The sequence below is a fragment of the Sinomicrobium soli genome (assembly GCF_003285545.1).
GTDB lineage: Bacteria > Bacteroidota > Bacteroidia > Flavobacteriales > Flavobacteriaceae > Sinomicrobium.
In genome coordinates this window covers 362,630-376,123 of the sequence record NZ_QLNV01000003.1, presented here as the reverse complement: position 1 = coordinate 376,123, position 13,494 = coordinate 362,630, and the positions used below count along the sequence as shown (strand labels likewise).

The 13,494-nt window shown below is 50.2% G+C and carries 7 protein-coding genes and 2 riboswitches; of the genes, 6 read left to right on the top strand and 1 reads right to left on the bottom strand.

Translation table 11 applies throughout. The features are described from left to right. Positions 1–180: 180 nt before the first annotated feature. Positions 181–2,481: a 5-methyltetrahydropteroyltriglutamate--homocysteine S-methyltransferase gene (metE, locus tag DN748_RS05410; protein ID WP_112370747.1), complete on the bottom strand. Its 2,301-nt coding sequence runs from the start codon at positions 2,479–2,481 to the stop codon at positions 181–183. Positions 2,482–2,664: 183 nt separating this feature from the next. Then, positions 2,665–2,864, bottom strand: a riboswitch (cobalamin riboswitch). Positions 2,865–3,358: 494 nt separating this feature from the next. Continuing rightward, positions 3,359–3,575, top strand: a riboswitch (cobalamin riboswitch). Between the two features lie 66 nt (positions 3,576–3,641). On the opposite strand from metE, the gene DN748_RS05405 reads away from it, so the two are divergent. From DN748_RS05405 to DN748_RS05380, 6 genes are all read left to right on the top strand, one after another. Continuing rightward, a complete protein-coding gene (locus DN748_RS05405) occupies positions 3,642–5,474 on the top strand; it encodes a TonB-dependent receptor plug domain-containing protein (protein WP_112370746.1) in 1,833 nt (610 codons plus the stop codon). Between the two features lie 249 nt (positions 5,475–5,723). Continuing rightward, entirely contained in the window at positions 5,724–6,746 is a 1,023-nt protein-coding gene (locus tag DN748_RS05400; protein WP_161554475.1) for a FecR family protein, read from the top strand. Positions 6,747–6,828: 82 nt separating this feature from the next. Further along, on the top strand, positions 6,829–7,017 hold the full coding sequence (locus DN748_RS05395; protein ID WP_112370744.1) for a hypothetical protein: 189 nt from the start codon (positions 6,829–6,831) through the stop codon (positions 7,015–7,017). A 77-nt stretch (positions 7,018–7,094) separates the two neighbouring features. After that, complete coding sequence (locus DN748_RS05390) at positions 7,095–10,433, top strand: SusC/RagA family TonB-linked outer membrane protein (protein ID WP_161554474.1); 3,339 nt, start codon at positions 7,095–7,097, stop codon at positions 10,431–10,433. A 12-nt stretch (positions 10,434–10,445) separates the two neighbouring features. After that, on the top strand, positions 10,446–11,891 hold the full coding sequence (locus tag DN748_RS05385) for a RagB/SusD family nutrient uptake outer membrane protein (RefSeq protein WP_201741431.1): 1,446 nt from the start codon (positions 10,446–10,448) through the stop codon (positions 11,889–11,891). A 29-nt stretch (positions 11,892–11,920) separates the two neighbouring features. Beyond that, a complete protein-coding gene (locus DN748_RS05380; RefSeq protein ID WP_161554473.1) occupies positions 11,921–13,471 on the top strand; it encodes a DUF4843 domain-containing protein in 1,551 nt (516 codons plus the stop codon). Positions 13,472–13,494 lie beyond the last annotated feature (23 nt).

The window sequence follows — 13,494 nt, the reverse complement described above, 5'->3', positions numbered from 1 at the left end:
CAACCCAAAGGCCGGCCGGTAATGTTTAGAAGCCGTAATAATACGATTTTGCTGAAAGTTGTACAAGTTTTGGGATCTTTTCGCTGTGCGGATATAAAAAAACCGTTCTTGCCCGGTGTTGGGATCAGCATTCCTGATTCCCGGACAAAAACGGTTTCTGTATAATGAGGTACGGAGACGTTATACTGTTTGTCCTACCTCCTTCCTGATCAACGCTGCTGCCTTGACCATATTGCGCAGGGCGGCTTCCGTTTCTTCCCATTTACGGGTCTTTAATCCGCAATCCGGGTTTACCCAGATGTTTTCAGCGGGCAGCAGGATGGCAGCCTTTTTGAGCAATACCACCATTTCCTCTACCGTGGGGACCCTCGGCGAATGAATATCATACACTCCCGGCCCTATTTCATTGGGATAGCGGAAACCGGAAAAGGCTTCCAGGAGTTCCATTTGCGAACGGGAGGTCTCTATGGTAATGACATCGGCATCCATGGCGGCAATATGTGCAATGATGTCATTGAACTCGCTGTAGCACATATGCGTATGGATCTGGGTTTCGTCCCGTACCCCGCTGGCGGAAATACGGAAGGCCCTGATCGCCCAGTCCAGGTAGGCGGGCCAGTCTTTTTTGCGCAGGGGCAGCCCTTCGCGTATGGCCGGCTCGTCGATCTGTATCATGGAAATTCCGGCTTTTTCCAGGGCCACTACCTCATCCCGGATGGCCAGGGCTATCTGGCAGGTGGTTTCCGATCTGGGCTGGTCGTCCCTGACAAAGGACCATTGCAGAATGGTTACCGGGCCGGTGAGCATGCCTTTTACGATCTTGCCGGTGTGTTCCTGTGCAAAACGGCTCCATTGTACCGTCATGTCTTCCGGACGGCTTACATCCCCGAAAATAATCGGCGGTTTTACACAGCGGCTGCCGTAGCTCTGTACCCAGCCGTTTTGTGTAAAGACAAACCCGTCCAGCAGTTCCCCGAAATACTCTACCATATCGTTACGCTCAAATTCACCGTGTACCAGTACGTCCAGGCCTATCTTCTCTTGTATCCGGATGGCTTCCACCGTGGCTTTTTCAATCTGTGCGGCATACTCACCCGGTGAAATTCCCCCTTTTTTCAATTGGGCCCGGAGTTTCCTGATATCCGGCGTTTGAGGAAATGAACCGATGGTTGTAGTGGGATACAGCGGCAGGGCAAAGCGTTTCTTCTGTATTTTCTGCCTTACCGGAAAAGGCGATCTCCGTTCGGTATCGGCCTCCGTAATTCCGGCAACCCTTGATTTTACCCGTGGTTTGTGGATTCGTTCGGAGATACGGCGGCTTTCCTGTGCTTTCCTGTTTTCTTCCAGAAGGGATGCGTTGCCTTCCGCGATCTTGTGTAGTTCAGATACTTCATCCAGTTTCTGTCTGGCAAATGCCAGCCAGTTTTTTATTTCCGGATCTATGGCCGTTTCCGCATCGAGGTCATACGGGGTGTGCAGCAGGGAACAGGAAGGAGCTATAAAGACCCGGTCCCTGCCCAGTCTGCTTATAGCCTTGTCGATGAGGGACAGCGATTTTTCATAATCATTTTTCCAGATATTCCTTCCGTCTATAACCCCCAGGGACAGTGACAGGCTGTCCGGTATTGCGTCCAGAACAGTATCCAGTTGCCGGGGAGCCCTGGCCAGGTCTATATGTAAGGCAGATACCGGCAGGGAGGCTGCAAGGGCGGTATTGTCTCCCAGGGCCTCAAAATAGGTGGCCACCAGTAATTTGAGTTCCTTGCACTCATCAGCAATGGTGGTATAGGCCAGTCTATAAGCCTCTTTTTCTTTTTCGCTAAGGTCCATTGCCAGGAAAGGTTCGTCGAGCTGTACCCATTCGGCCCCGAGATCTTTAAGCTTGTTGAGAATTTCGATATATACGGGAAGCAGGTTCTTTATCAGGTCGATACGTTCGAAGCCTTCTTCTTTCTCCTTCCCCAGAAGCAGGTAGGTCACCGGCCCTATCAGTACCGGTTTTGGTGTTTTGTCAAGGTTTTTTTTAGCCTCTGAGAACGCTTCGGTAATCCTGGAAGAAAACCATTTAAAGGCCTGGTTTTTATGGAATTCGGGAACGATATAGTGATAATTGGTATCGAACCACTTGGTCATTTCCATGGCGGTGATGTCCAGTCCGCCTTTCTGGTATCCCCTTGCCATGGCAAAATAGAGGTCCAGTTCGGTGTTTTCCTTATTCTGTGTCAGTACGGCGTTATACCTTTTCGGGATGGCTCCCAGGGTAAGCGACATGTCCAGTACCTGGTCGTAAAAACTGAAGTCGTTGCACGGGATCAGGTCAATACCCGCTTCCTGCTGTACTTTCCAGTTTTCTCTGCGCAGTCTTTCTGCCACATCGAGCAGTTCGTCCCGGCCGGTTTTTCCGGACCAGTACTGCTCGCAGGCCTTTTTCAGTTCACGCCGGGCACCGATACGCGGGTAGCCCAAATTGTTTTTTTGCATTTTTAAAATAGCATTAAGTTAAACATCAATTACATTAATGTTCCTTACCAACTATTTTTCCGTATGCTTTGGAAGGATCGTAGAAGAGAGGATATGGCCGTATAAAGGCAGCATTCCGCTGTGTAACCACACGGACCATGCCTGCCGAAATATCCCGACTACTGCTTCAAAACCGCGAAAGCATACGTCTCTGCATTATAAGCAAGTCTCCTGGCTTGTAACATTACTGCCATCCTTCTCATCCTTACGGACAATGGATTGTGGTGCGGCAGCAACTTTATGTTACTTACAGTTGCGCGTCAGCCCGTGATTCTCACACGGTTCCTTTTTAAGGGAAAGCCCGGAATACCCGGTGCTCCCCCACTTATAACGGGAAATAGTATGTATGAACAGGACAAATGTAGCCAATATCCCCGTAATAATGGGGTAAATGCCTGTTTTATATCATTAAATAACAAATGTGGAATTGCAGGGCTGTGGTTTTTTAGTTGTCATTCCGACGATAGAGCCTGTCCCGGCCTTTTCGGTCGGGGAGGAATCTCTTTTTTGCCGTTGTGCTGTTGAAGCTCCTTTGTGCCGGGGCGGAGATTCTTCCCTACGGTCTGAATGACAGGGGTAGTGTCATTCCGACGATAGGAGGAATCTCCGGTTTTTGGGAATGCTATTGAAGTTCCTTTGATCGTGGGGGGAGATTCTTCCCTACGGTCTGAATGACAGGGGTAGTGTCATTCCGACGATAGGAGGAATCTCCGGTTTTTGGGGAATGCTATTGAAGTTCCTTTGATCGTGGGGGGAGATTCTTCTCTACGATCTGAATGACAATTCCCGACTTCCGGCGGAATGTATCGGAGCCACCGGCTTATCGGGATTAGTTCGTATATTCGCGGCAGAATCTGGTTCGGCTTTGCCGATGAAAAGGGAACCGGGTGTAAAACCCGGGCTGTACCCGCAACTGTAAACTTTGTCCCTTCCCGTGATTATGGGGAAATACGGGGATGCCTGTTGTTACCACTGCGTTGCCACTGTTCCGTCAGGAACGGGAAGGCCTGCAACAGGACGTAAGCCAGGAGACCTGCCAGGTCGAGAATCAAAGTCAGACTTTCGGGAAAAAAAGTTTGGCGGTGCTACCGCTGTATTCCCGTTTTTATTACACAAGAACAATGAAGAAAAAAACAATTTCTTTCGCTGCCATGCTGGCATTATGCACACTGGGAAGGGCCCAGGAGCTGCAACAACTGGACGAGGTGGTGGTTACCGATTCCCGTTTCGAACTAAAGCGGGAACATTCGGGAAAAACCGTGATCAGGATCACGGCAGAAGAACTCGAAAAGAACCAGGGTAAAAGCCTGGCCGAGGTGATCAATACCAAAAGTGGTATCGAGATCGGCGGGAGCCGCAGTAATGCAGGGCAGAACCTCGGGTACTATATCCGCGGCGGGTCTAACAGGCAGGTACTGGTGCTTATAGACGGGGTCCAGGTATCCGATCCTTCTGCCCCCGCTGCCGATTTCGACCTCCGGCTGGTCGATATCAGCCAGATCGCTTCCATAGAGATCGTGAAGGGCGCAGCCAGTACCCTTTACGGTAATGCCGCTGCTACGGCGGTTATTAATATTACTACCAGGAAGGCTTCAGACAACCCCTTGTCGGCCACATTCCGTTCGAGTATAGGGACCAACCAGTCCCGGGATGACCGGAAATATAATCCCTCTGATTTTTCCAACAGCATAGCCGTGGGCGGACGTTCGGGCAAAGTGAGCTACCAGGCCGGTTTTGCACAGCAGTATGCCGACGGACTTTCCGTGGCCTCTTCCGGTACCGAAAGAGATGCCTTTTCCCGTTTTAACACCAATGTAAAAGTGGGATACCAGGCAACAGACCGGTTTTCCGTAGATGTATTCGGCAATTACGACAAGTATAAGGCAGATATGGACGGGTATGCGATGGATGGTAGTTTTATCGATACGGACGATCGCAGTATCAGCAAACAATACCGTACCGGCATAGCCCCCGGGTTTACTTACGGGAGGGGTAGTGTACAGGCCAGTGTGGCGTATCACAAGATAGAAAGGGAGATCGTATCCGATTATCCTGCGGTTTATGATGCCGGTAGCCTGGTGGCAGATATCTATAACAAGTATAATTTCAACGACAGGTTTTATACCGTATTGGGGATCAATTATATCCGGAATGATGCGGAATTTGATACGGACCAGGACTTTACCATCACCGATCCTTATGCCAATGTCGTATGGGTGTCCGGTTTCGGATTTAATATGAACGCCGGAGCGAGGCTGAATAACCACAGCGAATACGGTACGCATTTCACCTACAATCTGAACCCTTCTTATACCCTGTTACTGAAAGAAGAGAGTTATCTCAAAGCCCTGGGGTCGTTCAGTACGTCATACATAGCTCCGAACCTGTCGCAGTTGTACGGGCAGTTCGGGGCCAATCCTGACCTGGAACCCGAAGAAGACCGTACCCTGGAAGGCGGGGTGGAATGGAAGACCGGGACGTTGCGGTTAAGTGCGCTTTACTTTAACCGGAGAGAGAAAAACTTCATATTTTACGGAACCGAGGGGTATGTCAATATAAATGAACGCTATACCGTAAACGGCACAGAAGCTGAATTTTCCGTAAAGCCCGTAGACTTTTTGCAGCTGGATGCCAATTACACCTTTACGGAAAACCGTGACCAGGTAGCGCTGCGTATCCCTAAACACAAGGTCAATGCTACTGCGGGTTTTGATGTGTGTGAGCATACCTTTGCTTCGGTAAGCTACCAGTATCTCAGCGACCGCACAGACGCCGGGGGAATAGTCATGAACAGCTTTTCCCTGTTCGACCTGTACCTGAGCCATCATATCCTCAGCCATCGAATGAAGTTGTTTGCGAATATCAGTAATATCTTCAATGAAGATTATGTAGAACTGGCCGGGTATACCACCCGGGGAAGAAATGTAAGACTGGGCTTCAGTCTTTCGTTTTAGAGAAAGTAAAAAACCCGGGATTCCGGGGTATTATAGCGGGAGTGTTCCGGGTCTCATATTCCGGAATGCTCCCGTATTTTTTGGTATGAGAGAGGTCTGCGAGAGCATAAGATTCTGGTCCCTGCTCTGGCGTACAAAACAATAATTGCAACTATTTGATCTGTTTTGTAAAAAAAAACACTTTCAGAGCAGATGTACTTCTTTTTCTGCTCGTATTACTATAAAACAGCAGAGAAAAACCTTTTACAATTGGAACATAGAAACCAGCTCAGAGAAATATTCCTTCGTTACCTGGATAATCGCTGTTCTCCACAGGAAATACGGCAGCTTTTGCAATATTTCGGGACAGAAGACCGGGAGAGATTGTATGCACTTATAGAAGAACAACTCGCCCGGCCGGTAAATCCTGGTTTTGAACATAGCCCCAGGGGAAAAGCGCTCTTTGAAAAAATACATCGTGAAATACAAAAAACCGTAAGGACAGACAGGAAGAGTAGGGGGTTACGTAAGCTTTGGCCGCAGATAGCGGCCGCTGCGGCTATCGCGGTTTTCGCAGGACTGGGATGGGGATACCGGGACACATTCCACAACTGGATAGACCCGGTAGAAATACAATATGTCAATACTCAAAGCGGCCAGCGGCAGCAGTTTCAGCTGGCCGATGGTTCCATGATATGGCTGGGGCCGGAAAGTTCGCTGAGATACCCGGACGCCTTTCGGGGAGCACAGCGGGAAGTTACCCTTACGGGCGAGGCTTTTTTTGAAGTGTCCCCGGATAAAGACCACCCGTTTGTTATCCGTACGGGAGAAGTGAGTACCACGGTATTGGGAACTTCTTTTAATATACAGGCTTATGAAAAAGATCTGTCGGTTACTGTCGTTACCGGAAGAGTACGGGTAGTGGCAGATGAGAAACAGCAGGAAGGGGCAGAGGTATTGTTAAATTCCGATCAGCGGGCCGTGTTTGATGCGGAAACGAAATCCCTGGTCAGGGAAGAGGCCCCCGATGCATCTGCAATGCAGTCCAGAAGGGAAGGCATTTTTGAATACCGGGGTACTCCCGTTGAAAATATCCTTTCCGACATGGCCAGGGAATACGGCCTGGCCCTGAAAACGGAAGGCAGGCTCGTAAACTGTACCTTTTACGGTACCAAAAAACCGGAAGACGATGTGTACCACTTCCTGGAAAAGGTAGCCCTTACGGTCAATGCCACCATACGGAAAGAGGAGAATACCGTCTATTTTAAGGGAAATGGATGCGGGGCAATGTGACCGTAAGAATACAGATGTAAAAAAATAAAATTAACAACCAGAACACTATGAAACCAGAACTCTTTTACAACCGGCCGGTGGAATGCGAAACTTCAGAATTCCCGCCATCCTGTCTACCGCAGATCAGATCCAGAATAAAAATCATCAGATAAATGAAAAATCCCTCCCCGTGGCAACGGGGAGAGATCAGGATTATAAACTGAACCGGCAGCATATCACAGGCCTGGAAAACCATATACAGCCGCCGGTGTTTAACACCATAAAAATATGAAAAAAAAGCACTTCTTAAAAGAAGCAGGCTTTTGGTGTCCGTTTTGGCAACAATGGCTGCTTTTAATTATCAGGATTATGCGTTGGACATTTATTATAAGTTGCATACTCTATTGCAGTGCCTTTACACTGCCCGCCAAGCGTGTGAGCGGACAACCTCTTCTGGAACGTCCGATAAGCCTTACCGTACAGAACGTATCCCTGAAAGATGCCCTGGATGCCCTTCAGAAAACCTCAGGTATACCCATGATGTACAGTGGCCTTATCACTGAGGAACCTGAGCGCATTACGCTTAATGTAAAGCAGCAATCCCTCAAACGTGTCCTGGACACCCTGCTTATTCCCCGTGCATACGAATACAGGGCCATGGACAGCGAGATTATTATCCGTAAAGCCCCGGCGTCTGAAAAGGCCCCTGATCCGGAAACGGAGCAGGAGTATCCCTTGCAGCAGCTACAGGTAACGGGGGTGGTGACCGATACAGACGGGGTCCCCGTTCCGGGCGTAACCGTATTGGTAAAAGGGACAACACAAGGGACCACCACTGATTTTGACGGTAAATATACTATTGCCGCAAAAGATGACGAAATTCTTGTTTTCAGGTATATGGGAATGAAGCCCCTGGAAGTTACGGTTCAGGACACCATCCTCAATGTTACCATGGAGGAGGATATTTCGGAGCTGGATGAGGTGGTGGTTACGGGTTATGGCACACAGCAACGGCGAAGCATCACCGGTGCTATGGCCTCTGTAAGCGGAGAGGATATCCAGAATATGCCCATCCAATCACTTGACAAAGCGATACAAGGGCGGGCGGCCGGTGTACTGGTACAAACCTCCACTGGTGTGCCGGGCGGAGCCGTTCGGGTCAATATCCGGGGTATCGGATCCATCAATGCGGGCACCGAGCCCATGTATATTGTGGATGGTGTGCAGCTGAATAGTGATGCACCCAGTGGTCGTACATCCACCAATGTACTGGCCTATATCAATCCCAACGATATCGAATCGATCGAAGTATTGAAAGATGCCGCCTCGGCGGCCATATACGGTGCACAGGCCGCCAATGGCGTGGTATTGATCACTACGAAAAAAGGAAAGGCCGGAAAAACCCGTGTCAACTTCAACTATTACGAGGGGGTATCCGCCCCGATGAAACATATGGACGTATTGAGCAGCTCCGACGCTGTGGCGTTGCGCCGGGAAGCGCTGCTGAACAATGATCCGGGTTTGAGCCCAAATGTCGCCCTGTCACAGGCACTGACCGATCTGGGAGTGAGGCCCGACCTGACAGACGAGGAAATTGCCGGCCTGCCTACCTATGACTGGCAAGGTGCGGCGTTTAAACCCGGTACGGTACGAAATGTGGAGTTCAATATGTCCGGTGGTACGGATAAGTCTAATTTTTACTTGTCGGGAGCTTACAATAAGCACGAAGGGAATGTGACAAATGTTGATTTTGAGCGCGGTAATTTTAAAATGCGGCTGAATCATGAGGTTGTTCCCGGGCTAAGCGTTGATGCGGGAGTCAACCTCAGCCTGATCACCCAAAACGGCAATACCGGTTCCTGGGGAGATACTTCGGGGGCTGCATCGCCGCAATTTACAGCGGCTTTAATGCCGCCTACAATACCCATTTACAATGCTGATGATACCTTTAATGCATACGAGGGAATGCCTGGTACGGGCTTTAACCCCATACAGGCGGCTACGGTAGATGACAATATTGTACGTCAGCGGTCGCTGATCGGCAATTTAAGTGTTTCTTATAAGATACTGGACAACCTGACCTTCAAATCGTTCTACGGTATCGATTACCGCTATATCCGGGCGGATTATTACCGTGATCCGCGTACGCCCAACGGTGCACCGTGGAACGGGTACCTCATTGACGAAAATACCGAAAATGTGAATTTTACGACCAACCAGACTTTAAGTTATCACACCACAATCAACGACGACCATGGCATTACCGCGTTGGTGGGTGCCGAATACCGGAGTGATGTACGGGAACACGAATCGTCCCGTGCCAACAACTTTCCTACCTATCAGTTCCGTACCAACCAGTCGGCAGCCGAACCCTACTCCGTAACCGGTTCGTGGAGCGGTAGCCGCCGCCTGGGTTTTTTCGGCCAGGTAAACTACGATTACCGGAACAAGCTTTTTGTATCGGCTGTGGCGCGTTACGACGGCTCGTCACGTTTCGGTTCGAACAATCGGTTTGGTTTCTTCCCGGGTATCTCGGCCGGATGGGATATGGCACAGGAACGGTTTTTGAAAGCCGCCGCTTGGGTCAACCAGCTGAAACTCCGTGCCGGATATGGCGTGGTAGGCAACGACCAGATCAATAATGTATCGTCCCGGGGATTCTACCAGGGAGGTACCCGGTACAACGAAAATGCAGCACTCCGATTGCAGACCCTGGCCAATCCCGAACTGGGCTGGGAGCGTAATGTTTCTACCAATATCGGGTTGGATTTCGGGATGTTCGCCAACCGGATTTCGGGAACCGTGGAAGTCTTCCATCGCAATAGCGAACAGCTGTTGCTGAATAAGCCGCTCCCCGAAACCAGTGGCTTCAGCAACGTAGACGACAATTTGGGACGGGTGGTCAATAAAGGTTTGGAAATAGACCTCAATACGGTCAACATAACCTCGGACGATGGATTTAAATGGTCCACCAACTTCAACATTGCATTTTTGCGGAACGAGGTTATGGAGTTGTATGACGGGCTGGATTATATTGCCAATACCATTCGTGTAGGGTCTCCGCTGAAAATATGGTATCGGCCCCGGTATGCCGGGGTCAATGCGACCAACGGACGTTCCATGTGGTATGACAAGGATGGCAATATCACCTACTTGCCGACCGCCGAAGATAATGTGCCCACAAAGAAAGGCTGGCAGTCCGACTATTTTGGCGGGTTGACCAATACCTTTTCGTATAAGGGGTTTGAACTAAGCACATTGTTCCATTTTGATATGGGCCGGTATATGGCCAACAGCATGTACCAGGACTGGTACAATATTATGAGCAACCCGGGCAGGAATACCCTTCAGGAATTGTACGACGCGCGGTGGACGACCCCCGGACAGGTGACCTATGTGGCCCGCCCCATTGCCGGAGGAGCTGAGCGGAACAGCAGTTCGAGAAGCAGTACCTCCACCCAGTTTCTGCACGACGCATCGTTTGTCCGGCTGCGGGAGGTAACACTGGCTTATCAATTTCAGCCTAACCTGCTGGATACACTGAAACTGGACCGCTTACGGGTTTATGTGACGGCGGTAAACCTGTATACCTGGACCAAATGGATAGGCTATGATCCGGAGTTTGCTGTGGACGGATCGGTGTCAAGTAACCGGGGCATTGTACCGCAGACCATGAGTTTTACGGCAGGTATACAAGTTGGATTTTAATACGAATTCGAAATGAAGACATATACATATATCAAACAATCAATAATCGCAATCGGGCTGACTGGCAGCATGCTGTTTTCGGCATGCGATAGCGTATTGGATGTGACCCCCAAACAGTCCATCGATTCAAGGGAGGCATTGGAGAGCCCCGAGGCCATCCAGGCTGCCATTAATTCGGTTTATGCCTATCTGCGCCAAACCAGCCAGTATGGCAGGGACCTTGTCGCCATACCGGAGTTACTGGCCGACAATACCGAACATACCAACAATCCGACGGCGCTGTATGGGCAGTACAGGAACCAGCCGGGGGCCCATATGGGAATCTGGGGAAGCAGTTATGCTGCCATCAATGAGATCAACAATATTCTCCATGTGCTGGAAGAACCTCCCGTGGGGGTAAGTGAGGAGTTTGAGGAAACTATTGCCGGGCAGGCATATTTCCTGAGGGCATTGTACTACCACAATTTGTCCCGCATCTATGGCTATGACCCCAAATCGCGTATCGATGAGGTTGACTATGGCAGCGTGCCTTTGTTGGTGGAACCGGTGCTGGGAACCGACCAGGTAACCTATCCTTCGCGGGCGGATATAGAGCAGATATACGAATTGATCTATGATGACCTGGAAATGGCATTCAACCTGCTGGAAGGGAAAACGGTAGATGGTTCGGACCCGGAATATTATGGGTCTGCCGCTGCGGCAGCATCCTTATTCTCCAGGGTAGCGCTCTATAATGAAGATTTTGAGCGGGTCATTACCGAAGCGGATAAAGCGCTGGAATTGAGCGGGGGCCGGTTTATGGGGCATGACAATTATATTGCCGGGTGGCGGCAAATGAAGCTGCCGGAGTCCATCTTTGAGGTCGTCTTCCATCTGGGCGACCACAGCAACCCGGTAAATGAATCGTTGCGGGTTACTTTTACGAGCAGGCAAACATTAAGTTCCACATCGTTCTCCAATCGCGGCAATGTGGTGGTGGGTGATGAGCTGTATGAGCTGTATCCGGCAGATGATGTACGCCGGGGGCTTTTTATGAACGGACTGGGCAGGAATGCCAACCGGACTGAAATTACAAAGTTCCTGAGCCGGAGTGCCATCAACCACGACAATGTACCCGTTATCCGGGTATCCGAAGTGTATTTGAACAGGGCCGAGGCTTATGCCCGGTCCGGGATGGATGAGCAGGCCCGGCAGGATGTCAACCGTATCCGTGAACGTGCCGGGCTCAACCCTGTACCGGAAACACTTTCCGGCCAGGGTCTGATTGACGAAATTCTGCTGCAGCGCCGGTTGGAACTGGCATTTGAAGGACACCGGTTTTTCGACCTCAAGAGGCTGGGGATGGATATCATCAAACCCATAGGGGACGTCCGGTTTGATGAATACCGGATATTGGCGCCCATACCGTACTCGGAGGTTGAACGTAATGGCAACCTCCAACAGAATTTCGGTTATTAAGTTTCATGACGCAATAAATGGTAAAGCAAATGATTTCAGTATATATACAAACCATCAAACGCATCGGGACGATGATCGCCATGATGCTGACCTTATCTATCCTGTCCTCCTGTTTCAAAGACTATACGGACGATTTCCTGTTCACCGAGGCCATGATCGAGTTCGATACGGCGACCTGGGAGAGTAATGCACCGGATAAAACCTATCCTATATTGGGGGCCTATGAAAAAGGTAGCGGTGAACACACATTCCAGGTAAACCTGATCGGGAAGCAGCTGGATGCCGACCAGACCCTTCAATACCGTGTTGTTCCGGAGGAAACTACGGCTGTCGAAGGGATGCATTACGCATTGCCCGACAATGGCAGCTTTGTTTTTGAAGCCAATAACAGTACTGCACGGCTTGGCATTGACATATTGGATTTCCCTGCGGGATCTGGTGTGGTTACCGTGGTTTTGGAACTGGTAGGGAACGACCAGGTTAAGGTAAGCGAAAACTATAAGCGGCTGGGTATTTCCATTTCGCTGACAGGGCCGCCCAGTGACGGGTATCCGTTGTATGAGCAATTGGGGCCGGATAGTTATTTCAACAGCATCTATATCGACCCGCTGAACCCTGATCTGCCTGCTGACATCCGGCAGCGTATCGAAGAATCTGCCGCCAATCTGGCGGCGTATGCCGATGGTTCACGCCGGTTGCAGAGTCTCTATATTTATTTTGATGAGGACGACCTGGTACGGGTAACGGCACAGTACTATGGCGGCGGAGGGAATAGCCTTACCGCATCACCGTATGCGCAGTGGACCTACCGTTTGGAACTGGATGCCGAAGGTGTCGGGACATTCGAATTTGTGGAAGCCAACGGAAACGGTACCGCACAACGCGCGAACTTCCATCCCATATTGGGCGATTACCTGGAAGCACATTCGTTTAAAGTAGACTGGGTAGATCCCGATATTGCCACACCCGCACGGCCCGAAGTGCAGCTTGGTGGGTTGTTCCGTACAGATGATCCGGATTCATACCTTATCGGTCCGCTGGCTACGTTGAGCGCAAACGGTTCTATACGGCCATTTCCGTCGTCTCCGGCCATGCATGAACTGTTTTCGGATGGCGATGGAGGCTATTTTACTACCCTGTATATCGACCCTGATGCTCCTCAGCAGTCGGCCGCATTCCAGGCACGGTGGCAGGAAGGCAAGGCGTATATCGAGAGTCTGGCCGGCCGGCAATTGCACAAAATGCTGTTTTATTTCAATCCGGATTTCAATTTCCAGGATGTACAGGTGGTGAACCAGTACTATTCGTCTTCGGGCGGTCGGTTTTTGGGGCAAATCCGCTTCCAATGGCGGGTGGACTACGAAGGGCGCGTACAACCGTTTGCGTTTATTTATCAAAACGGCAATGGCAATGCCACCCGGGCGCCGGAAATCATTGACAATTTCCTGATGGTGACGCAGTTTTCAATGAGCCGTACCGGAGACCGCATACGGTTTACCAGTACTGTCGACCCATCGGTGTATTTCGAAGGGGAACTGGGCAATCATGCGTTGAATATAAACGAATTCTGGCCGGAATAGATAATAAAATCAAAGTAACAGAA